Origin of the sequence: Enterococcus sp. AZ063, from assembly GCF_051715045.1 — a bacterium.
Classification (GTDB): Bacteria; Bacillota; Bacilli; order Lactobacillales; family Enterococcaceae; genus Enterococcus_D; species Enterococcus_D casseliflavus.
On record NZ_JBIOTA010000001.1, the window covers coordinates 2,049,479 to 2,073,393 of the forward strand.

At 41.6% G+C, this 23,915-nt stretch carries 19 protein-coding genes; 5 read left to right on the plus strand and 14 right to left on the minus strand.

Annotated features, from left to right (window positions below; translation table 11 throughout):
- Nucleotides 1–19: 19 nt before the first annotated feature.
- The 5 genes from IGK61_RS09485 to IGK61_RS09505 all read right to left on the minus strand — a co-directional run bounded on the left by IGK61_RS09485 (nt 20) and on the right by IGK61_RS09505 (nt 7,455).
- Nucleotides 20–2,260: a DNA internalization-related competence protein ComEC/Rec2 gene (locus tag IGK61_RS09485; RefSeq protein ID WP_438844815.1), complete on the minus strand. Its 2,241-nt coding sequence runs from the start codon at nt 2,258–2,260 to the stop codon at nt 20–22.
- A complete protein-coding gene (locus IGK61_RS09490) occupies nt 2,232–2,729 on the minus strand; it encodes a ComE operon protein 2 (RefSeq protein ID WP_074535271.1) in 498 nt (165 codons plus the stop codon). The genes IGK61_RS09485 and IGK61_RS09490 overlap by 29 nt, the downstream gene beginning before the upstream one ends.
- Before the next feature lie 93 nt (nt 2,730–2,822).
- Nucleotides 2,823–3,464 (minus strand): helix-hairpin-helix domain-containing protein, encoded by a 642-nt coding sequence (locus tag IGK61_RS09495; protein ID WP_074535270.1) that lies wholly within the window; start codon nt 3,462–3,464, stop codon nt 2,823–2,825.
- A gap of 87 nt (nt 3,465–3,551) precedes the next feature.
- A complete protein-coding gene (locus tag IGK61_RS09500; RefSeq protein WP_074535269.1) occupies nt 3,552–6,146 on the minus strand; it encodes a family 78 glycoside hydrolase catalytic domain in 2,595 nt (864 codons plus the stop codon).
- Between the two features lie 19 nt (nt 6,147–6,165).
- Nucleotides 6,166–7,455 carry a PTS sugar transporter subunit IIC gene (locus tag IGK61_RS09505; protein ID WP_074535268.1) on the minus strand — a complete coding sequence of 430 codons (1,290 nt, stop codon included), beginning with the start codon at nt 7,453–7,455 and terminating at the stop codon, nt 6,166–6,168.
- A gap of 167 nt (nt 7,456–7,622) precedes the next feature.
- On the opposite strand from IGK61_RS09505, the gene IGK61_RS09510 reads away from it, so the two are divergent.
- The gene (locus IGK61_RS09510; RefSeq protein WP_175445275.1) at nt 7,623–8,648 is read left to right on the plus strand and encodes an AraC family transcriptional regulator; all 1,026 of its coding nucleotides are present in this window, start codon (nt 7,623–7,625) and stop codon (nt 8,646–8,648) included.
- Nucleotides 8,649–8,766: 118 nt separating this feature from the next.
- Here IGK61_RS09510 and IGK61_RS09515 read toward each other — a convergent pair whose 3' ends face one another.
- Nucleotides 8,767–9,807 carry a CAP-associated domain-containing protein gene (locus tag IGK61_RS09515; RefSeq protein WP_074535266.1) on the minus strand — a complete coding sequence of 347 codons (1,041 nt, stop codon included), beginning with the start codon at nt 9,805–9,807 and terminating at the stop codon, nt 8,767–8,769.
- Nucleotides 9,808–10,005: 198 nt separating this feature from the next.
- Complete coding sequence (locus IGK61_RS09520; RefSeq protein ID WP_016611115.1) at nt 10,006–11,805, minus strand: penicillin-binding transpeptidase domain-containing protein; 1,800 nt, start codon at nt 11,803–11,805, stop codon at nt 10,006–10,008.
- Between the two features lie 170 nt (nt 11,806–11,975).
- On the opposite strand from IGK61_RS09520, the gene IGK61_RS09525 reads away from it, so the two are divergent.
- Together IGK61_RS09525 and IGK61_RS09530 are read left to right on the plus strand one after the other, a co-directional pair.
- On the plus strand, nt 11,976–12,644 hold the full coding sequence (locus tag IGK61_RS09525; RefSeq protein ID WP_005230154.1) for a response regulator transcription factor: 669 nt from the start codon (nt 11,976–11,978) through the stop codon (nt 12,642–12,644).
- Nucleotides 12,634–14,085 carry a sensor histidine kinase gene (locus IGK61_RS09530; RefSeq protein WP_074535265.1) on the plus strand — a complete coding sequence of 484 codons (1,452 nt, stop codon included), beginning with the start codon at nt 12,634–12,636 and terminating at the stop codon, nt 14,083–14,085. The genes IGK61_RS09525 and IGK61_RS09530 overlap by 11 nt, the downstream gene beginning before the upstream one ends.
- Nucleotides 14,086–14,276: 191 nt before the next feature.
- Here the strand turns inward: IGK61_RS09530 and rhaM are convergent, their stop codons facing one another.
- Nucleotides 14,277–14,609 (minus strand): L-rhamnose mutarotase, encoded by a 333-nt coding sequence (gene rhaM, locus IGK61_RS09535; RefSeq protein WP_074535264.1) that lies wholly within the window; start codon nt 14,607–14,609, stop codon nt 14,277–14,279.
- A gap of 153 nt (nt 14,610–14,762) precedes the next feature.
- Here rhaM and IGK61_RS09540 point away from each other — a divergent pair, with 153 nt between their 5' ends.
- The gene (locus IGK61_RS09540) at nt 14,763–15,620 is read left to right on the plus strand and encodes an AraC family transcriptional regulator (RefSeq protein WP_074535263.1); all 858 of its coding nucleotides are present in this window, start codon (nt 14,763–14,765) and stop codon (nt 15,618–15,620) included.
- Between the two features lie 48 nt (nt 15,621–15,668).
- Here IGK61_RS09540 and IGK61_RS09545 read toward each other — a convergent pair whose 3' ends face one another.
- From IGK61_RS09545 to IGK61_RS09560, 4 genes are read right to left on the minus strand one after another with little or no spacing between them, the layout of a single operon-like run.
- Nucleotides 15,669–16,706 (minus strand): rhamnose ABC transporter substrate-binding protein, encoded by a 1,038-nt coding sequence (locus IGK61_RS09545; protein ID WP_074535262.1) that lies wholly within the window; start codon nt 16,704–16,706, stop codon nt 15,669–15,671.
- The gene (locus tag IGK61_RS09550; protein WP_074535261.1) at nt 16,693–17,715 is read right to left on the minus strand and encodes an ABC transporter permease; all 1,023 of its coding nucleotides are present in this window, start codon (nt 17,713–17,715) and stop codon (nt 16,693–16,695) included. Before IGK61_RS09550 ends, IGK61_RS09545 begins: the two co-directional genes overlap by 14 nt.
- Nucleotides 17,715–18,740, minus strand: coding sequence for an ABC transporter permease (locus IGK61_RS09555; protein WP_270290279.1), 1,026 nt, complete (start codon nt 18,738–18,740; stop codon nt 17,715–17,717). Before IGK61_RS09555 ends, IGK61_RS09550 begins: the two co-directional genes overlap by 1 nt.
- A complete protein-coding gene (locus tag IGK61_RS09560; protein ID WP_074535260.1) occupies nt 18,740–20,281 on the minus strand; it encodes a sugar ABC transporter ATP-binding protein in 1,542 nt (513 codons plus the stop codon). The genes IGK61_RS09555 and IGK61_RS09560 overlap by 1 nt, the downstream gene beginning before the upstream one ends.
- A gap of 247 nt (nt 20,282–20,528) precedes the next feature.
- Between IGK61_RS09560 and IGK61_RS09565 the strand changes: the two genes are divergently transcribed.
- Entirely contained in the window at nt 20,529–21,410 is an 882-nt protein-coding gene (locus IGK61_RS09565; RefSeq protein ID WP_074535259.1) for a helix-turn-helix domain-containing protein, read from the plus strand.
- Between the two features lie 62 nt (nt 21,411–21,472).
- On the opposite strand, the gene IGK61_RS09570 is transcribed toward IGK61_RS09565, so the two are convergent.
- Together IGK61_RS09570 and IGK61_RS09575 are read right to left on the minus strand one after the other, a co-directional pair.
- Nucleotides 21,473–22,090 carry an HAD-IA family hydrolase gene (locus IGK61_RS09570; RefSeq protein ID WP_005230151.1) on the minus strand — a complete coding sequence of 206 codons (618 nt, stop codon included), beginning with the start codon at nt 22,088–22,090 and terminating at the stop codon, nt 21,473–21,475.
- Nucleotides 22,091–22,306: 216 nt separating this feature from the next.
- Nucleotides 22,307–23,899, minus strand: coding sequence for a TPM domain-containing protein (locus IGK61_RS09575; protein ID WP_074535258.1), 1,593 nt, complete (start codon nt 23,897–23,899; stop codon nt 22,307–22,309).
- Nucleotides 23,900–23,915 lie beyond the last annotated feature (16 nt).

The window sequence follows — 23,915 nt, forward strand, 5'->3', positions numbered from 1 at the left end:
TTTCATTCTTATCCTACCATTAGTCAATCGGATAGTCTAGCAGCGTTTTTATCAAAAATGATTGTTGTTTTTCAGACCAAATAAATTGGATCATGCCTTGCTGATCGGTTCGCAAAACGGTCTGATTTACCAACGTTTCAAGCACCTCTTCATGAGGATGCCCGTACCGATTGTTCCGTCCACTTGAAATGATCCCGAATTGGGGATCGATTGCCGCAACAAACTCAGGTGCCGTCGAGGTTCGACTGCCATGATGCCCTAGTTTCAATACATCAACTTTAAGATTCGGATAATCATGAATCAACTTTTTTTCCCCTGCTTGTTCGAGATCGCCAGTAAATAAAAATGTTTTATCCCCTACCTTGGTTTTAATCACCAGCGAATCTTCGTTTTGTCCTGCACCTGATTCTGGTGCCAATACTTGCAACTGAAGGAAATCACCCACTACTTGGCCAACCGTCGTCCAAACAACGCTTGTCTGCTTAGGCAGTTCATTTAAAAGCTTGGCGATGCGGTGATCTTGTTCACTTCCTGGTACGAGATATAACGTTTCAACGGGGATCGCCTTCATCAATGCTAGCGCATCTCCCATATGGTCCGTGTCGCCATGAGTTAGAAACAAACCGGTGATCTTCCTGACTCCCTCCCCTTTCAAAAAAGGAATCAATGTAGATTCCGCGGCAGCTTGTCGTTTGCGCTCTTGCCAGTTTTCTTTCGGAAAAGACAGAGAACCTCCAGTATCGATCACATAAACTTCGCGATTTTTTTCTGCCTGTAAAACGATACTATCGCCTTGACCAACGTCGACATAACTAATGGTGGGTAAAACGCGATTCTTCTGAAAGACGATTGGTACAACAAGCGAAAAACAGATCACCAGCAGCCACCGTTTCTTTTGGTAACAGAGCAAGCTGAGCAAACAACAACTAGCAGCCAATCCTGCAGGAACGGCACCCACCGTTATCGACACGCCTCCTACAGCGCCCACGACAACTTCCATAAGCAGCAAAAGCCCTTCAAAAAGGGCAATCAGCCCACTGATGGTTGGGAAAAGCGTCCCAGCAATGAACATTACGAAACAGGCTGGTAGCAAAACCAATTGAAAAAACGGTAAAAAGACAAACGTCAAAAAGCCCCCAAATAATGGGAATTCATAAAAGAGCGAGACAATGACAGGCGCAGCCAGCACCGTGAGGAACTGACAGCGCCAAAACCACGTCAATCCGATTGGTCGCTGCATTACTATCAAGAAGGTCATCAAAAGACTTAGTTGCCCCGATGTTTGAAGCAATACTTTGGGATCAACGAATAAAAGAGCCGTTAAGACGATCCCATAATGATCACTTGCCGATAGCCGTTGTTGATAAAGAGTGGTCACTTGAGTAACCGACAATGCCAAGACAGCACGCCAGACACTAATGCCGCCACAAATCCCAATTACGACCAAGAAAAAGACCCCCATTGGCAACAGCATTTCTTTTTGCGTAAACCCCAATCGGCAGAAGCATTCGCGAAACCATTTGAAAAATAAGACAACATGCATTCCTGAGATCGTAAAAAAATGCAATAAGCCACTCGCACGATACATTTGACGTACTTCTTGAAAGTCATGGTCTTTAAAACCAAAGAGCAACGCATTGATATAGGCTGCTGAGCGTTCAGGAAAGATTCGTTGCACAGAAGAAATAACCTCTGCTCGAACTTTTGCAAGCGAAAAGCCTGAGTCTGCTTCTTCCATTCCTACAATTTTCTCAATATGGACTGTGCCAATAATCGATCGACTGGCCAAATAGGCAGAATAGTCAAAGCTGTGGCGATTTCGTGGTTTTTCAGGAAGAGAAAAAAATCCATTCACCAGCAGCTTTCTTCCCCAATCGGATCGATCCTGCCATTGCTGTTTTTCAGTCTCTGAAGAAATCGTGTAACGACCAATCACTTTACCTGTCGAAGATTTTGCTTCAAACGTAAGCAGATCACCATTGATTTTGATCGTGTCTGGCAACACATTGACTACCCCTTGATACTCACCTTCTTGTATGTTTCCAGTCCGAGAAAGACAGACGCGGACACTTAACAGCAACAGTCCGACAAAACAAATCATGCACAAAAATGCTTGTCGTTTTAAGACAAGCATTCCGAAATAATAAAGTGCAATGAGTCCCAGTAAGATGGACTGCACATAGTAAGCAGTCACCGAACAAGCAAAAATAATACTAAGAAATAAAAATGAATCAGTTCTCTTTTGTTGGTTGTGCATCATTCAGCACACCAAATGAAAGTTTTTCAAAATACACCGGATCAAGTTCAACTTGGTGGACGGAAGCACCTACTTGTTGAATCAATTCTAGTGCATACTGATTGTTACGATAATCATTCAAATAATGGATCTTTTTAACCCCTGCTTGCAAAATTGCTTTCGTACAGGGAAGGCAAGGAAAATGCGTCACATAGATTTCCGCATTGTCTGTTGACACCCCTAATTTTGCACATTGCAATAAGGCATTCATTTCTGCATGAATCGTCCGAATACAATGGTCATCGACAACATAACAGCCATCGTCGATGCAGTGTACATCGCCACTGACTGACCCATTGTAGCCTCCAGCGATGATTCGGCGATCTTTGACTAATGTAGCGCCGACTTCAAGTCGGGAACACGTACTGCGTAAAGAAAGTAAAACAGCTTGCGCCATAAAATACTGGTCCCATGGGATTCTCGTATTGCTCATTCGTTTGCTCCTTTGCCATTGATTAGTTCTATTCTAATCGAATTTCTTGAATTTTCAACCGTCATTTCTTAGTATTTCTTACTTTTGTTTGGTTCAGTCCGTCACTGTAATCATCTCTTTCAAGGACTCAAAGGTCTTCTCTCCGATGCCTGTGATGTTTTTTAGGTCATCAATCTGTTTAAAAAAGCCATATTCTTCGCGGTAAGCGATGATTGCTTCTGCTTTTTTGGCACCCACGCCTGGCAGTTCTTGCAGTTGCTGCGCATTGGCTTGATTCAGATTGATTTGTGTCACTGCTGTCTGGCTGCTACCTACTCCTGAAGCATTCATCTCCATAAACGCTTGATCCTCTTTATGAGGGACGATCACCATCTGTTGATCTTGCAGCACTTGTGCTAAGTTTATCGCTGTTTCTAACGCCTCTTCTGTCAGACCACCTGCTTGTTCGATCAATTCATACATCCGCGCACCTGATTTTAAACGATAAATGCCCGGTTGGTGCACTTCTCCTTTGACATCGATAACGATCTCATACTCTTCATCGTGAAGACCATCTTCTTGAAGGGTTCCACCTTCCCCCATTTTAGACGATTGACCTGCTGCATCTGCCATTGATTGCCAGTTTGTTTCTTTGTTTTGCGAGAACGGTACAAACCAGATGATCAGCAAAACCATCAAAACAGCACCACCAACTGCAAATCGCCAATAGTCTTTGAGCAGCTTCCATTGATCCATTTTCACCACCTCATAGATGAAATACGCAAAAAGTAATCAAGGACAGAAAAAAAGTCAACACTTTCCACGTGTCGACTTTTTCACCAGCTAAGAAGTAATCGTATAGTGACAGGTAACTTTCTTTCGGCTCCCCTCATCCTCTATTTTCTCGCTGACTTTTCTAAAACCTTTCATCTGACTGATTTCATAGCCACATGTTCGTGGCAACTCCACCGTTAAGCGAACGGTACGATCAGTCTTTTCCCAGCTTAAAGTTACTAATCCAAACGTACTTTGTAAGGAGCCTTTGACATGGGCTACAGGTACATCGAAGGCTGGTTGTATCAGTATCCCAGCGCTTGTCATCTGAATGCCTAATAAATGACGGACAAACCAATACCCATAAGAAGCAAACATGGCATGATTCAACGAACCCTCGTAAGTGGCTGAATGTTGCGGCGTTGGAAAATGTTCCATCAAAGTGCCGTTTCCGCTTGCCAGCATTGCAGCATAACTAGGCGCAGATTTCCTCGTTAACCAATCAAAAATAATATCATTATAGCCAGCTTCAGCCAGCAACTGATAACTCCATGCCATCCCGAAGATGCCGAATGAGAAAATACCCTCTTGCTGCTTGATCCTTTGTACTAATTTTGGCAAGATTTGTTTTTTTTCACTGAGTCCTGTTTTCATTGCAAAGATCATGCTAGACAAGGTATCCGCACCGTATTTCTCCTTTCCTTTAGAAAACTGCTGTTTGATTTGCTGTGTCGTGTACTGGATCGCTGCTGTCACTCGCTGACAATAGTCCTCGTTACCAATGATCCTCAAGTCGATCAATTCTTGGTAACGCTGTAGTAAAAGCAGATACATGCAGGCAGAGCAAAAGGACTGATCTGGCGAAGTAATGACCCCGTTTTGCTGAGTTTCATCAATTGCTCCCCAATCACCGAGGCAGCACTGGGCGATATAATCAAAATCAAAAGCGAGTAAATAGTTGAGATGCCGTTCCAAGTGTGGACGCAGCTTGGCAACCGCTGCTTGTTTCCCATAGGTCTTCACCAATGCCAAAGCAAGCTCTGGAACTACCAATTGCCACCCTAACGCACCACCACCATTTGATGGACCATTTGTCATGATTCCTACAAATGGCGCAGTTGCAGTCATTGCACCATCCGGTCGTTGGTCGTTGGCAAAATCCCACAACACTTTTTCCAACAACGGCTCAATCGCCAGATCTGCCATCTGTGTTGGCAATAAAGCGACGATGTCTCCGCCATATCCGAACCGCTCACGGGTGCAGTCCTCAAAATACGAGTGGATGTTGTTCAACCGCGTGGCTTGGCCAACCGCCCATAACTGATTCAAGAAGGGATCGGAGGTTTCAAGGGTTACCAACGATTTCACATCCGTATGCAGGCGATAGGCTTTGATTGCGCCCACAATCGCTTGAAGGTTGTCAGTAGGTTTCGTCTCGATCAACGCATAGCGAAAGGAATGATACGTGTAGCGGTTTTCAAAAACGAACGTCTTCGCTGCCGTTTTCTCAATGATGTCTCGTTGAACGATGGGATCATCTGGCTGCTTCCCTTCATAGGGATCGTAGACGCCATAAGTTCCACTGATCGTAGATGTATAATCAGGGTTGCCTTGCTCATCTAATCTTTCTGCATAGCTGATTCTGATCTGACCAATGAAATCTTTCTCAAGTGTACAAGCAAATTGACCGCTGATGATTTGACCGAAGTCAATAAGCAGTCCCGCTGCAGTTTCGGTCATTTTTTGGGGAACGATCGATTGTGTGCGCTTGATTTTAGGAATAAAGCTTGGCTTAAAACGTCCCGCGGGACCAGCAATTTGTACCGTTTTTCCTTCTGGACGAGGATCAGGTACATCGGTAACGATTTCTCCTATATAAAGATTGTTTTGCAAATAAGGCCCAAAACTACTTTGCCACTGATTGTCTGAGTAAATGTAGCGATTCTCTCCTCCGTCATTTAACTGAAGCTCCCCCCAGAAACAGGGTTTACCGATCGCTAGTTGTTTGCGGATGTTATACCGACCTAAAATCTCAATCGGAGCTGGGTTGTACCAGCCATTCGCAAGTTCAACTTCGATCCGATTGTCTCCCTCCTGTAAAAAATCAGTTAATTCATAAGTATCATAGTAGACGACTTGATCATAGTTCGTTACATCACTGTTTAAATAAACATCTGATACCGTTTTACCATTAACAGACAAGCGATAAAAACCAAGCCCGCAGCAATCGATCACTGCATAGGAAGGACACTTTTCCAGTGTGAAGGAGCGGGACAAGCAGCTATTTTTCTCTTCTGAAAAGTAAAACCGTTCTTTTTTAATTGGATCATCTAAGCGAGTAATCCACTTGCCCATGGTTTCTTTAGGTTGCTCACGCTTTTCTATCGTGAAAAACACACTGCTGTAAACGGTGACATCGTTTCCTGCTCCTGCTGTCAATTTGACTTGATATTTTTTTCGCTGCGGATGCTGTGGCAAGTGGACCGCCAGTTTATTCTCAGAAGCGGCTATGTTGGAAACGTCATACACTGCTTGCTGCTGTTCATTGAAAAGTTGCAATCGATAGCCTTGGTGATTGGTCATCGACCACTCAATAAGGACCGGATCATTTAAATCCACTGTTAATGGCTTTGTCTTACCGTTGATGGTTATCGTTTCTTTCATACGCTGCTCCTTTCGTGGGTTATTGTGCTTCTTCAATACAGATCTGCTTATCAGCAACTTTGATAAATGGCAACCAAATCATTGTTGCGATCACGATCAAGACGATTTGTAACAATGCGCCCATGATACTACCAGTGACGAAATAGCCGCTAATGATCGGTGGCGTCGTCCACGGAATTTGCGCAAGCCCTGTTGGGATCGGGACTAGCCCGAAATAAAAGGCAAAGTAAGCGACGGTCGTTGTGACGGCATTCGCAAAAACAAAGGGAATGAGAAAACTGAAATTCAACATCAACGGTATCCCGAACAAAGCTGGTTCACCAATATTGAAAATATAAGGAACACTAGCAATTTTTCCAACCTCTTTGTACTGTTTGCTTTTTGCTACGATCAAAATAGCAATGATTGCACCAACGACGCCAATCGAAGCAAAATGATTCCGAAAACTCATACTGATAATATTCGTTGGAATCTCTCCCGCCACTGATGCCACACGATTTTGGTCTTCAAGGACTTGATGGATTGGGTCCATCACTGCTTGAATGATCGAGGTTCCATGAAGGCCAAAAAACCACAAGAATTGCTCGAAAATTTTCACAACGACCATTCCAACTAGGGAGCCACCTAACATAGTTAATGGAATCCCAAGGGTCCCATTGATCAGCGTCATGGCATCACTGTTAAATAAGGCTTCGATGATGAGTCGGATGACCCAAATCGTCGTGATGACAAGAAAAGATGGAATCACCGATTCGAATGGACCAGAAACAGCTGGTGGTACCGCTGCTGGCATTTTGATTTTGATTCCTTTGCCCTCAATTTTTTTATAAAGAACTGTACTAAAAATACCGACAATAATCGCTAAAAACATCGATTGCGCGCTAACACGGGTGATATCTAAAAAAGTCCCTGCTTCCATTGCATCCAACGGTGTTAATAGTAAAAAGGAAACAAAAGCAGTTAAGACACATTGCAAAATGTTTGTTTCAAGTTTTTCTGCCAGTGATTTTGCGAGGGAAATGACAACTAGCAAACCACCGATTGCGAGTGTGGCATTGTTGACATAGAGCAATTTCTCTTGCCAGACACTAGCATCTTCTGTTCGCAACACCATAGTAATAAAATCGGTCACTTGTTGGATCGGAAAAAAAGCAATAATTAAAAAGATCGACGCAATAAAGGTGAATGGCATGTAAGCTAACATTGCATCCCTAACTGAAGTAATATAAATATTCCCATTGACTTTACTTGCAAATGGACCAAGGGTACTTTGGATCTTATCCCCTAATGATGGTTTGTCGTGGTTCATGGTGATTCCCCATTTCTTTCGAATTTGCTGGTACTATTGACTATTATTATCATCCGGATTATGATAATTGATAACGCTACCATACAAGTATTATATACTATCTCTACCTGTCTTCAATGACGATACTCTACTATTTCATTGACTATTTTTTACCTAAGGAGAAAGCGATGGATAAACAAAACATTCTGCAGCAGTTACAACAATTGACGACTACTGAAGAAATAGCCCTTAAAAAGACGCAAACCCTTCCATACAATTATGAGGATTTCAAGAAAGTCTACACTGAGAAAAATGAGCCAATTTACCAATATACCTTCGACAAACACCTTTCTCGTCTCATACGAAAACGACCGCAGGATAGCGGATTTCTTAAGACAAGCCAGCTCTTGATTTTAAAACATGCACGCTTTTCTTCTACACCACTACATCAGCATGATTTTATCGAAATGAATTATGTTTTTTCTGGAACAGTCACGATCATGATCAATGAGAAAAAAGTGATCCTAAAGGCAGGTGACTTTTGCTTACTAGATACTGGGGTGATCCACCAAATTATCGAAACAAATCAAGACGACATTGTTATTAACTTTTTGATCAGCAAAGAGTACTTTTCCACGCAGATGCTCAGTCGGTTAGCATCCAATAGCATGATCGCCGATTTTGCCATCAATGCGTTATCTGAAAGTCAAAAGCACAATCAATACTTAGTGTTTGAAACGAGTAACAACGACTATTTGATTGATGCGATTTTCGGGGTCTTGGCCCAGTTCTTCAATCCCTCCTTCGGTTCTCATGAGGTCATCCATTCCTATATGATCATTATTTTTTCCGAACTCGTTCGTAACTTCCAGGAAAAACAACGGATCGAATCGCAAAAAAGTGACCAACTGTACCTCGGAGAAGTGTTGGACTATCTGGAGAAACATTTCGCTACTTGCACACTAGCTTCGGTTGCGGAGACATTTGGATACAACCCGAGCTATTTGAGTCGCCGTATCAGTCAGCAGCTTGGTCGATCCTTTGTGACGATCCTTCAAGAATTAAAACTCAATCAAGCCAGTTTATTGTTGAGAAACTCTTCCCTACCTGTGGAACAAATCGCACACCAAGTCGGCTATAAAAATGTCTCATTCTTCTATAAGCTGTTTCAAAAGAAGTATCAGTGCTCTCCTCATGCCTACCGTCAAAACTAAACAATACTGCTGCACACCATTTTATCGACAAAAAAACACTGCTCACTTGATGCTGCTAACGCAGCAATCTCAAATGAGCAGTGTTTTTTAACTAATCAGTTTCACGCAATTCAGGAATTTACGACGCCGATCCTCGGTGATACAACGTTGTATAATATGGCTGTTCGCTGGTATCGATCGCAATACCGATCCCGAGAAATTGATACTCATCGTTTAGAATCGTTGCCCGATGTCCCTCTGAATTCATTAAACCTTGATGGGCGTAAATACTACTGGCTTGGCCAAATGCCAAATTTTCCCCTGCAGCAGTGAAGCTGATCCCGTCTTCTTGCATCCGATCAAATGGAGTTGATCCATCTAACCCGATATGGTCAAAGTATCGATGTTCTGCCATATCTTGGCTATGCTTCACGGCAGTCTCACTGGTTGCTTCGCTGAAACCAAGGGGTGACAAACCAAATTTCACTCGGGTGGCATTCGTTAATTCAAATAACTGTGTTCGTAAACCGCTTAAAATGGCGGCTTGATTTTGGCGAAAATCATTCGCATGGCGTGTTTCTAGGGAGCGATTGATGATTTGGATCGCAGTCACTGTATCTTCAGCATGAACATCATAGAAAAAAGTAATCAATTGATCGTCTTGCAAGAACAGATCATAGTCAGCATCCGAATCGATCCGATACCGTCGTGATCCTCGTTGTAGACTTTCTTGACGCGTCCCCATCTGATTACGAACGCTTGCTTTTGAAGACCCAATACCTAGTGTGTCATCGATAAGAATCGTGTCTTGATTCGTATAGATCCCTTGCGCAATATCATGTTCATCATACATCACCATCATGAAGTTACGAAAATCATCGTGATAGGAAGTCCAGTTCAGTCCATACCGATTCGCTGATTCATTGATCGCTTCCCCAAAGGTTTCTTCGATCACTTGTCGTGATTCATTATATAAATATGTCTGGGCAGGCGTTTCTGCCGCTGGCCTTGCTGAAGTGTCTTGTGAAAGAGAAAATTGGGACGAGAGAGATTGAGTGATCTCGTTGAGTCGGGCATCCCGAAATGTCAAGCGCCCGTCTTGCCATGTGATCATCTGGCTTGCAAAATAAAGAAGCCCGATGAGAAAAATACTTTTGATTAAAAATTTTATTTTTTTCATATGACACCTCCGTCAATGAATCTTTATGTGTTAGCTTTAGCACGATCGTTTATCCATTCATTCATCCCTAGATTGGATCGCTGATGCACTCTTCTTGTCTTTTCTAAAGACTATCATTCCTGTGGGAAGTTGACCAGCTGCATCATGAAATTTCTTAGATGATCTAGGTCTTTTTAAGCTCCTGTTAAGAAACTTTTTTTACTCACGAAAACTTTGCAGCGCCATCGAACGCTCCATCAAGGGATTGGCGATTTTAGCTAATGTATGTCGATCGTATTCTTCTGGTCGCTTGATAGTGAGGTAAAGAATAAACTGTGGATCATCCGTTGGGTAGATGGAGACCGCCGAATAAATATAATCAAACTCTCCCGTCATGTAGCCTTGACCATTCTCATTGGCGATCTGAGCAGTCCCAGTTTTGACAGAAATCTCATGGTTCGTCAGTTGGTATACATCATAAGCGGTGCCATAACGTTCATCCGTCACTACATCGGTCATGTATTCCAATACAGCATCAGCTGCTGCTTGTGAAATAGGCTGGGAAACGACTTCTGGAAAAACTTGGGTCTCTTCCCCTACTCGCCGAATCAATTGCGGACGTATCATCTCGCCACCATTGGCAAATGCACTAAATAGCTGCATCATCTGCATCTGATTGACGCCGATCGCATGGCCATAGGAACTCATGGCATAATCCACCCGATTTCTTGAAGGTAAGATCCCAGGCACTTCCCCAGGAAGCTCACTTCCGGTAACTTTCCCTAATCCAAAATCAGTTAAATACTGTGCCCAATTATCAAAACCGATCCGTTGCTGAAGTCGAACCATCCCAGTGTTGCTTGACCAAGCTAACGCTTGCCGCATCGTCAACTCACCATTTGCTCCGGAGTCGTGGTCATTGATGACTCGATCTTCAATCTGCATACTCACAGGATTGTAGCGTTCCGTCGGATCAAAAACACCTTCATCTATAGCTGCCGCAACGGTTGCCAGCTTCAAGGTCGAACCAGGTTCATACATCTCTTCCGTAAAAAGATTACGCCAAATAAAGTGTTCATCCGTAATCCCTTCTTGGGTCTCTGGATGAAAACTAGGTCTTTGAGCCATCGTTAAAATCTCCCCAGTTTTCGCATCCATCAATAAAGCCGTTAGATTTTCTGGTCGTGTTTGTTCCATAACTTCATCCATCACTGATTCAGTGAATAACTGAAGATGAGCATCTAATGTCGTCCAAACATCATTCCCATCTACTCCTTCTTCTACGGTTTGATTGGTTGCGGGAACAGGATTCCCTGAAGCATTGACTTGAAAGGACTCTCGCCCATTTTGATTCTTCAAAAAGTCGTTCAGTACATATTCTAATCCAGAAACACCGACTCGAATCTCTTCATCATCTGACGTTGTCCCTATCAAATGTGAAGAAAAGATACCATTCGGATAACTGCGACTTGAACGAGCATCGAAATAGATACCGTTGATTCCAGCTGCATCAAACGCCGCTTCGATTTGATTTCGAGTAGTCACACTTAGACCACTGCCAACATTGCCAAATTCCACTTGAAAGACAGGCGGATCTGTTTGATTCGCACCATCTGACAAGATTGACAAAACTTGCTCGTTAGAAATAGGTAAATACTCCGAAAGAATCGTTGCGGTCTCCTCAAAGCGCGCTCTGTCTAGATACATGGGTCGTCCATTGTCAATGTAATCTTCAGAAAGAACCGCTCGAACAGTATAGGAAAGAATATCTTGTGCGATCACTGTCCCCTGCCGATCAAAAATCGCCCCTCGACTTGTTTCGATCGATCTTGAACTATAATACAAATTTTCTATTCTTTCAGACAAAGAGACGCCTGCAATCACGCCGACTTGAACAATGTAAATCAAACGTGCAGAAAACCCCATAAAAAGCGCAAGACTGATTATGTATAACCAATGACCGACTAGCTTACGATTTTTCTTTGCTTTTTTCTTTCTGACCATATGATAGTCATACATCGCCAAAGCGCTCCTTTCGATTGAATATACCTCTATAGTATTGGGTATTTGTGATGATCTTGTGAGGGAAAGAACAATTATTTTTCAAAGAGTCATTTTCCTATTAAATCAGCGATTATGCTGTGATATACTTTAAAAAATATAAATTATTTTTAAGGATGTGAATAAATTTGCAAAAAATATTGATCGTTGATGATGATACTCATATGCGTGCCTTAGTGAAAACTTATGCGGAGATCGAAGGGTATCTATGTTTTGAGGCAGCGGATGGAAAAGAAACTTTGGAAAAATTAACCAATCATTCATTCGATTTGATCCTCCTAGATGTCATGATGCCGGGAAAAGATGGCTTTCAGACGCTTTCGGAAATCAGAGGCAGCTGTAACACGCCAGTCATTATGATTACCGCTCGAAAGGAAGAGTATGACAAACTCTTTGGCTTCAATCTTGGTGCCGATGATTATATTGCCAAGCCATTTAGCCCTAAAGAGCTGATGGCTCGCATCAAAGCTGTGTTGAAACGAAGCAGTCAGTTTCAGTTCGAAAAGATCGTTTTTGGTGATCTCGAAGTCAATGTTTTTTCTCATACTGTAACGATCAATGGGAATCCTCTGCCGCTTACGCCAAAAGAATTCGATCTGCTGGTCTATTTGACGAAAAATAATCATATCGCTTTGAGCCGAGAATCAATTTTAGAAGGTGTCTGGGGCTTTGATTATTTTGGAGATACCAGAACAGTGGATACACACATCAAGTCCTTGCGAGAGCGTCTAGGGGATTACCGTGAGTTGATCCAAACGGTATGGGGAGTTGGGTATAAATTTGATTATGAAGACTAGTCGGTTAGGTTTTACTTACATCAAAAGTAAATTACTCGTGCGGCTTTGGTCCGCCAATATGCTGCTGGTCATCATTGGCATCGCTTTTTTGTGGACTGTTCAAATTTTGCTCTTTGAACCAAATTATATCAATGTAACGAAAGAATCACTTTTAGAAACAGTTCAGGAAACAGCTGCCGCTATTGAAGAAATGGCAGTAGATCCAGATGATTTACCAGAAGAGCCATTACTTTTCCTCAGTAAAACGATCGTTGGGACTCTTTTCTTAGTCGACGCGGATGGCGAAATTCTGGCGGCATTTAACAATGGCCAACAATTAAACATAGATGGGTTGAGCAACGAATACAACTGGTTGTTATCTCACGCACCAACTGTCCTTGATGGTGAGAGCTTGAGTGCTGTAGAAGACTTTGAAAAGTCTTCTGCCATTCTTATTGGCGTTCCTACCACTCTTTTCCAACGCCCAGCTGCCCTTTTGCTCTCCAATACGATCACTCAAATCGAAGCGCTTCAAAGCTTAAATCGACAGCAACTCTTTCTATTCACCATCATATTAACTATTTTTGCGTCAACGATCTCCTTTTTTTTAGCACAGCATTTTATTCGCCCGATCAAAACCATCAAAGAAGCCATCATCCGCTTAACCAACGGCGAGCTTTATTCCGTACCCAAACTTAACCGTAGTGATGAATTAGGTACACTTTCTGAATCAGTTGCGGACTTAAGCACAGAACTTCAGCGAGTAGACGTGTTGCGCAAAGAAGTGATTGCCAATGTTTCTCATGAACTACGCTCCCCCCTCGCGTTGATCACTGGCTATGGGGAGATGGTACGTGATGTATCTGGAAGCGACGAACGCCTTCGAAAAGAACATATGAACCTAATTATCAGCGAAGCCCACCGCATGAGTGCTATGGTCGATGACATCATGGATTTCTCTATCATGCAAGCAGGCTACACACATCTTAAAAATGAAATCTGGAATACATACGAGGTGGTTTCCTCCGTCGTTGCTTACGCAAGAGGGATCGCCAATCAATATGACATCACTGTAGATTTTGAAGCAGATAGTAAGAATGGAAATGCTCTTTTTGATCGCATCAAAATGGAACAGGTTTTGCGTAATTTAATAAACAACGGCATCAACCATACACCTAAAAATGAACGACTCTTAATCAAATTAACGAATACATCTGCAGGAACAAAAGTTGCTGTCATCAATCCTGGAAAAGATATCCCTCCAGAACAACTCGAACTTATTTGGGAAAGATACCAACGCGTCCAACATCAAGCAGGACATAAAGAAGGAACCGGCATCGGCTTAGCGATCGTAAAAACCATTTTGACTTCTCATGCCTTCGAATATGGTGCTGAGTCGAAAAATGGCGTGACTTGTTTTTGGTTTGTTGTGCCGAGACTAGAAGATCATGCAGTTCTTTAATAAATGCAGCTCTTATATTTTCAGGCACATCTAAAAACCTCTTACAACTCATTTCCTGTAAGAGGTTTTTATAATTCGCTGATTTTCACTGAGTTTCAAGGACCTAACCATGAATAAGAGGTCAGAGTTAAGAATTAAAAGACATCCAACGCTTCCCAGAAATCTTGGGATTTTTTAAACAGATTTTTTGATTACTTATTTTTTCTATGTTCTTCCAGACGAAAGACATTCAACAATGACACAGAAACGGGAGAAGAATCAGGATTTGTTTCCATGATATCCTCCATAAATGCCCACCATTTTTGATTGACCTTCGTCCTTGATGCTTGTGCCCAAAGCTTCTCATCAGTTATTTCTAAAATACCAAACAAATCATTTGTCTTAGGATCTAAGTAGATTTCATAGCTTTGAACACCATGCTGGGAAAGCATATCTACCATTTCAGGCCATAACTCGTCATGACGTTTTTTATAAAGTTCTTGATACCCATCAAGCAATTTCATTCGGATCGCTTTTTTGATCATCACATCTTCACTCCTTCACTATTACCTGTCAATTTTATAATATATGATTCTCATATTCTTTTCGACCATACTTCTTTTTGGGGGATTTTAGCCTCTTGATAACCCTTACATTATCCGTTTACTCTTAAAATAGAAAAAATTAGGAGGAAACTTATGTCCTACTGGCAAAATGATCACCGAAATTGGTCACCAGATTCGCTTTATTTAATAGAAACACCTAGCCAGATGTGTAAAGAACTGCTTTTCTACGTTCAAGAAACTGGTCATTTCAAGGCGTCTAAACCTTATTTTACTGAAAGAGAAAATTACCCTTCCTACCTATTGAAATTTACCCATAGTGGGCAAGGAACGCTTTTTTATGAAGGAAGTACTTATACTCTTGAAAAAAATAGTTTCTTTTTGATCGATTGCAAAAGATACCAGCATTATTTCACCTCCAGTAATGAGCCATGGGAGATGGATTGGATTCACTTTTATGGTCTTGGTACAGAAACTTTTTACAACTATTTTCTTCGATCAGGATCAAATAAATGTCAGTCTGCAAATTCAAAAATTCCAGCCATCATACAAAAAATACAAAACCAGCTCTTGCAAAAAAGTGGTAAGAGCGAATTCAAAGTATCTTTGTTGATCCACGAACTCTTAAATGAGGTTATCCTCAACAAGTATCATTCCAATGATTTTGAGGATGACATTCCTTACCATATAAAAGAGATTCGTGCATATTTAGAAGCAAATCTCACTAGAACCGTTACCCTTGACGAACTAGCCACAGCTTTCAATCGTGATAAATTTCATCTCAGCAAAGAATTTACGAAATTTCAAGGAGTACCGCCAATCGAATACCATCTCTTAGCTAAAATATCTTATGCAAAAGAACTGCTGCGATTTACCTCACTCAGTATGAAAGAAATCAGTGAGGTAATCGGCATCAAAAACTCATCTTACTTCAGTCGTCTCTTCAAAAAAAGAACTGGTATGACTCCATTAAACTACCGTAAATCAGATTAAGATGCAAAAAGGTGCTTGTTTCCCTCAAGCACTCTTTTTGCTATTTTTTTAATAGACTTCTTTCCATTCGTCGATGTTGCTGCTATCAAATCGGAACGGCTCTCCTAGGAAGGACTCTGTGCCGCCATCAGGTGCTTCGGTGATTTCTTTCGTTCCTAAATCTCCTGCTTCAAATGTTTCCCCTACGGAACCGCTAATGTCTTCTTGTGCCAATGCTGTCAACAAATAACCGGTCATATAGCCAATATCGATAGGATTCCAAAGATACATATATGGGCAGACATCATTGTCAATGTATGCTGCCATTTCAGAAGGAAGCCCCAGTCCTGTGACTTTAATATTGTCCGAAACGCCTTTGTCTTGAACAACTTTAGCGGCAGCTGCGATACCGACGGTAGAAGGTGACATGATCACCCTTAAATCAGGAAAAGATTGCAATAATGCCTCTGTTTCAGAAGTAGATTTATCTCTCAGGTCATCTCCATAAGCAATTTTTACAAGCTCAAGTCCGGCATATTTTTCATCTTCTGCCATCAGTTCTTCCATCCCAGCAATCCAAGTATTTTGATTCGTGGCAGTACTGGTGGCGGAAAGAATTGCAAATTGTCCCTCTCCTCCTGCCAGATCTAAGACAGCATCCATCATTGCAACAGCAATCGCTTTCGGGTCGGCTTGATTTACATGAGCCTGTCTTGATTCTTGGTTGACTGCAGAGTCAAAGCTCGTGACAGCAATGCCTTGATCCATTGCTTGCTTTAATGCAGGCTGCAATGCGTTCTCATCGTTTGCTGCGATGGCGATTCCATCCACGCCTTGTGTGATCAACTCTTGAATTATATTGATCTGCTGCTCTGCCGTGGGCTGATCTGGTGTTTTTTCAATGACTTGATACCCTTGCTCTTCAATCGCCATCTTGAAGCCCTCAATCTGTTTCTCATTAAACGGGTTGCCAGCACTTTTAGCCACGATTGCGTAAGTTCCTGATGAATTCTCTACATTTCCAGCACTTTCCTGCCCATCGCCGCAAGCAGCTAAAAACATGACAGCTGTGGCGATTGATAAACCGATCCATTTACTTAGTTTCATTGATTGTCCCTCTTTTCATCCATTTAGTTGAGATTTTTGATAGATCAAACCTAGTAATTAAAACGCTGATAATCAGCAATACACCTAAAATCATCGTAATCGTCTGCGCTCGCAGATTGATGATTCCCAAACCATACCTTAAGAAACCAATGATAAAGGTTCCTAAAATCGGCCCAAAAACTTTTCCTTTGCCTCCACTAGTACTGATTCCGCCAAGGACACACATGGAAATCACTTCCAACTCGTAACCAGAGGCAATATCTGCCCGAACGCTAGACATTCTTGAAGACAAAAATAAAGCGGTGATTCCAGCCATAGCCCCCATTAGTGTATAGACGATTAAAAGATTCTTTTTCGTTTTGATTCCTGAAAACAAACTTGCTTTTTTGTTGCTTCCCATCGCATATAGTTCTCTTCCAAAAGCTGTCTTCGTCATAATCAAACAAAAAACAATTGCTGTAAAACCAAAGGCAAGAGCAATCAGCGGTATCTCCCCTAATTTTCCCCATCCCAATTGTTGGAACCAATCCGGAAAGCCTGAGATCGACTGATTCTCCAATAATATATAAGCAAGCCCTCGGTAAATCGTTAGCGTTGCCAAAGTGATGATCATCGTTGGCAACTCAGGAAATAAATTGACGAGGATCCCGTTAAGCAAACCACAGACAGATGCCAGTATAAGACAGGCAACGATGGCAATTACCATAGATCCGGTCTGCTGATAAACCAGTCCCATGCCGACCGCTGATAAAGCAACGGTTGAACCGATAGAGATATCGATCTCCCCCAGAAGTAAAATCATCGTCATAGGAAAAATCATAAAAGATTTATCAAGGAAATTCATCATCGCTGTACTTATGGAACCTGCGTTTAAATAATTTGGTGAAATCATACTGTTCATTATCTGGATCCCCACCAGTATCAAAAGCAGAATAAATTCCCAAGAAAAAAGAAATCTCATCCATGGGGATTTTTCATAATCTGGAACGGTCTCTTTTCTTTTAGCCATTACAATTCTCTCCTTTTCAGTGCGGCAGCATCCGACCGGCGTTTCATTAATACATTCATTACAATAGCAGCAACGATGACCACTCCTTGAATCGCATCCTCCCAAAAGGTTGACGCATTTAACAACGGCAAAGCATTATTCAAGATACCGAAAAGTAATGCCCCCGTAATCAAGCCAGAAATTTTCCCTACGCCTCCATTAACACTAACACCCCCTAATACGCAAGCTGCAATCACGTTTAATTCATACCCAGAAGCAGTATCTCCTTGTGCAGAAGCAAACTTACTGACCCATAAAACACCCGCTAAGCCAGCAAGCAAACCATTGAGCATGTATACAAGAATCAACGTTCTTTCTTTACTGATCCCTGTGATCGCCGTAGCCTCTTCATTGGATCCCACAGCATACATGCGACGTCCACTTCTAGTAAAATTCAAAATATAATAGAAGACTGCCAGAACGATGAAAGCTGCCCAAATCAAATGATTTATACCTAAAAATGAACCTGTTGCGATCTCTTTAAAAGCATCAGTCATTTGAAAAGCACTGACCCATTGATTATCACCAACGATGTAGGTTAAACCGCGATAGACATTCATCATCCCCAGTGAGGCAATAATCGGCAGGATCCTTCCTTTGGCAATCAAAAGGCCTAAGACCAGTCCTGAGAAAAGCCCCACGAAAAGCCCCACGAGCACGGCAACTATAACCGGGATGTTCGGAAAATCTCGGATAAAAACCGCTGAGGACATCCCAGATAAAGCAACGACTGCCCCCACAGAAAGATCGATTCCGCCTGTGATCAAAACCATCATCATTCCCACAGCCAAAATAGCCAAAATAGAAGTGTTGGTCAACATATCGGTCAAATTGACCATTGTCAGAAAACTGCTGTTTTGAGTTTGGATAAATACTGATGCTACTAAAATAAATAAGATCAATCCAAGTTCCCGTGAATTAGGAAGTTTATCTTTTAATCGCTTGATACCAAATCCGTTTTGCTTTTGCAACTCATTAAGTTCCATTACAAAACCTCCTTTATTTTTTCAGAGTTGCTGGACACCTTCTCAACATCCTGGGCGATCATCGCAAGGGCCAGAATACGTTCTTGTGTGGCTTCTTCCACTGACATCTCGCCAGTGATTTTCCCTTCCTTCATGACATAGATACGATCAGCCATGCCCAAAACTTCAGGCATCTCCGAAGAGATCATTAGAACTGCATAACCTTTAGAAGCAAGATCGCTAACAATTTCATAGATAGCCGCTTTAGCTCCGACATCTACTCCTTTCGTCGGTTCATCGAGAATGATCAGCTTCAAAGAAGAGGTAAGCATTTTTGCAACAACGATTTTCTGCTGATTCCCTCCTGACAACGTGGAAGCTTTATCTGAGATACTTCGACACTTAATTCCCAGCTTATTCGATAACTCCTGAGCCAACTGATTTTCTTTTTTGGGCGCTAGCCAAATTGAATTGCTAATTTTTCGCATGTTGGAAAGAGTAATATTATCACCGATCGAAAAATCTAAAATCAGCCCTTCTTTTTGACGGTCTTCCGGTAGCAGACCGATTCCATGAGAGAGCGCATGGTTTGGATTTTTCGGAACGAATTTTTCCCCATCCAGATAAATCGTTCCCTGATCCGCTTGGCTGATTCCAATAATCGATTCCACTACTTCAGTTCTTCCAGCCCCTACTAAACCGGTCAGAGCTACGATTTCTCCTGCTCGAACACTGAGATTAATATTTTTGTAATAGCCAATCTTCGACAGCTGCTCCACACGAAGTACTTCTTCTTTGGGAGTCAGCGTTTGTTTTGGAAAGAGTTGGTTGATTTCTCTGCCAACCATCGCCACGATTAAATCATGGTTGGCGATTCCGTTCACATCCCAACATCCAATATATTGTGAATCCCGAAAAACGGTGACTTTTGAAGCAAGGCGATACATGTCTTCAAAACGATGAGAGATAAAAATGATCGACTTACCCTCATCTCGCAAGCGTTCCGCCAATTGATAAAGCTCTTCACTTTCAGAAGCAGTCAAAGCTGCAGTAGGCTCATCCATGATAATGATATTGGCCTTCTGCGAGAGCGCTTTTGCTATTTCAACGATCTGCTGCTGGGCGATTGAGAGCTCTCCCATCCGATCTTTTGCAGAAAAATTAGCTTTCAGTCTTTTGAGAAGACGATCCGCCTGCTCATTCATTGCCTTCCAGTTAAGTGTTTTTAGTAAACCGTTCGTCACCTCATGCCCCAAGAAAATATTTTCTGCAGCAGTCAAATCAGGATATGCGACGATGTGTTGGTAAATGGCAGCAATTCCCGCTTCTCTTGACTCGGTGGTATTTTTAAAACATACTTTCTTGCCGTTAAGATAGATATCACCTTCATCCGGCTGGTGGACGCCAGTAATTACTTTGATAAAGGTTGATTTTCCTGCACCATTTTCTCCCATCAGTGCATGAATCTCGCCTTTGCCTAATTTGAAATGGACATTATCAAGTGCTTTGACACCAGGGAATGTCTTAGTGATACCTTTAAGCTCTAAAACTGTTTCTGACATCTTCTTTCATGACCTCCTTTGAAATCGTTTTCTATAACGAAAAGTATAGACTGTATATGGTGAGGAAACGAGGGGGATTCTTTGGTTCAGTGAGTGTTTTTTTTTCGAAAAATCAGCATAAATGACACTTTCTTGGCATCATATGTTCCAATATTGTCAAAGCGCTTTCAACGAAAATTATCCTTTCTAAAATTTGCTATAATTTCACCTGTACTGAGTGGGAGAGATTAGCAAAGGGGTGCATATAATGAACGAGGAGAAAAAAAATCAGCCACAAACCCTTAAAGGCGAACAGTCCTTTAAAATGACTAAATTGAAGGGTTCCCCTACAGTGATTCAAAGAAAATACTACGAGGAGGCCATTTTTATTTATGTAAGAAGTGGTCAGGGTTCGTTATTTATTGAAAATACTTGTATTAAAATCAATCGGTATGACTTCGTAATGATCTCGCCTTCCATTCCTTTTCATATCGATCAGTCAGACAATGATGTGATCATGATTATTCAAGCACCACCTAAATTTATTAAAAAAGATCTTTTTCCAGCCTTAAAAAATAACGAACAAGTAAGTCCTTTTTTCTTTCCATTCGTTTACGAGACACCAATGAAAACACCTTACATATATTTTAAAAGCCGAGACACCTCACCGTTAAACTCTTTCAACAATTTTTACTACGAGTGGCAAAAAAAAGACAAAAACCCTCGAATCATTACTTTGTTTTTGGCAATCATGATTGAAGACATCAGCCAGTCCTACGAGATGATTACATCCTGCAATCTTTTCAAAAAAGAATCGGTGGATATTCAAGGAATCATTGATTATATTGAGCTACACTTAAATTCGATCACACTAAAAAAATTGGCACGTCATTTTCATTACAATCCCACTTATCTATCCACATTTTTCAAAAAGAATACATCCATGAAATTTTCTGATTATGTCAAGATGCAAAAAATGAAAAAAGCTAAGGAATACTTGTTGCATACTGATCATTCGATCGATCAAATTGCTATCTTGTTAGGTTACTCTGATCGCAGTCAATTCTTTCAAGTCTTTAAAGCCTATTATGGTATTTCACCCAGCGATTTTAAAAAAAGTCGACGTTCTCATACCTTTTGTGACAAGTAACTTCATGATCGTTATCAATGAACAGGAAAGAACATTTTTACCACAAAAAAAGCCTTGATTTCTCAAGACTTAATGATTTCTTGTATTTCAGCCATTGATTGGACGGTATGGTCGGCAGATACATCTTTTAAGAGACCTTCTATATCATAAAATATCGTCTTGACACCTGCTCCTTGTCCTGCAAAAACATCCATCGTGCGATCGCCGATCATGACAGTCTGATCTTTATCTAGTTGATACTTTTCAACAAGATAAATCAGGGAAGTTGGATCCGGTTTGCGGGGGAAGTTGTTTTCTGGGCCAACGATCTCAACGATCAGGTCTGCCATCTGTTCTTTTTCTAACAACTCTTTCGTTGAGACGACATCGCGGTGGGTCAAAATGTAGTTCTTGCCCCCAGCAGCAACCACGGCTTCTAATGTTTCTTTGGTTCCTGCAAAGGAAAGCGGCAAACGATCATCCAGCGCTTCATTTGCTTTGAATGCTTTAGTGAACTCTTGAAAATCTAAGTTGTATTTTTCAGCAACTTTTTTGGAAGATGAATCTTTCAATATATAATAAATCTCCGCTGGATCTGGATCGAAGCCATACTCCTTCAATGTCTTGATAAAAGCTTTTAACATGATTGGGTAGCTGTCGTAAAGTGTTCCGTCAAAATCCCATATGTAAGATTGGTACATGATATCCCTCGTTTTCTCCCTTTTTCAAATGAATGAAAGTTCCATTCATTTTCAGTAACTCTAAAAAGTTTACCACACTTTGTTTGGTTTGTCTTATTTATCAAGGGATTTCCTCTACAAGAAAAAACGCCATTGACCATACAATCCTTCCGCTTGCACAAACCTACATGCAAGCGAATGTATTGCAGAACAATGAACGTTCTTCCTTACGAAAAATTACCAGCTACCAGAAACACCGCCACCGCTGCTGCTTCCTCCGCTAAAGCCGCCAAAATCATTCGAAGAACTTTGCGTATCGGCAATGACTTGTTCTTGATGGGTCACATGATTATTCATCATCACAAAGAACAACGCCATATTCATACCATGGGGGTCATACTCTTGGCGAGCATTATTCAAAACGGCTGCTCGATCAGAAGCATCAAATGAGGATAATTTGTTCGCTAAATCTGGGTGATTTTGATAAACCTGTTTCAAGTCAACTTGGAACAAGGCATCTGTTTTCACTTCCGCTAGAACATCAGAAACTTCTTTTGGAATGGCTTGTACCATCTCAGGATAGGTCGCTTTTTCCGTCACAAGTTGAGCTAAGTATCGCCCTTGCTCATTGCGTCTTCTGATCTCTTCTTTGGCTTGCTTGGCTATTTCTGCTCGATAAGCATCTGCTAAAGGCAGATTTTCGGGTAACACCGCATCAGTCAAATCGTAGTCTGCCATCCGTTCAGTCACTTCCCTGCCTAATTGGGCTTCATAGGTTTTTAAGGTGTCATGTTGGGTAAGGATCACCTGACCGAAATGTTTGACCGTGGTTTGTTTCTTCATCAGCAAGTTTGAAAAATAGGCGCCAATTGCTGGATTCGTCAAGCCGTGTTGGATGACTCGTTTATCCGCTGTCGACAATCCAGTGACCGAAGTCAATTTCGCTGGCACATAAGTCCTCGTCACATACTGCGTAAATGCTTGTTGACAATCTTTTGCTGTCTGATACTGATGGTAACGCTGATAGTTCTTTCTATTGCTAGCCCATTTCAAGAAATCTTTCTGTTGGAAGTGACTATCTTCTAACAGATGTTTCGGCAATGGCAGGTGCTCTTCAAAACGCCGTTTGGTTTTAAGATGGCGAAAACTGATGAACCCGACAAGGCCTGCAGCTGCTGCCGCTACGACACCACTGACGATTTTACCAATAGTGAACCACATCTGCTTAGTGGCTTCTGCTTCTTGTGCCTGTTTTTCTGCTAACATTTGCTTGCCATCTTGATAGATCGTCCCTAAACCAATCGTTTCATCCGCTTCTTTCATTCGCTGATAGACTTCATTAGAAGCTGCCAATATCGCTGTATCATAATCTTCATCTCGTAATGCGTCTTTGGCATCTTCATCCACTAAATCATCTTCCGATAGATCACTGAAGACATAGGATAGTCCATCGCCATAACCCAGACGAAATTCACGATCGTCAATGGCAAAGAGAAACAATAGTCCATTATTGTCCTCTGGATTTCCTAAACCATACTCATTGAACAGTTCCAAATTACGCTCTTCAATCGATTGCCCATCTAAAGAAGGGATCGTGATCACAGCATATTCTGGCGCTCCAGTCAATGATTGGAAGCCCTCTTTATTCAAAGCATCGATCTGTTTGATCGTCTCTTGTGAAAGGACCCCGGCATCATCACGAACAAATGTCTGTCCAAAGGCAATTGATGGTTGAAGGACAAAAAATCCCATCAAACCAACAAAAACCAACATCCCAAGTTGGAAGATTTTCTTCATTTTACCACCCCTTTTCATCGTGTTATCTTTCATTGTATTCGATTTCAAA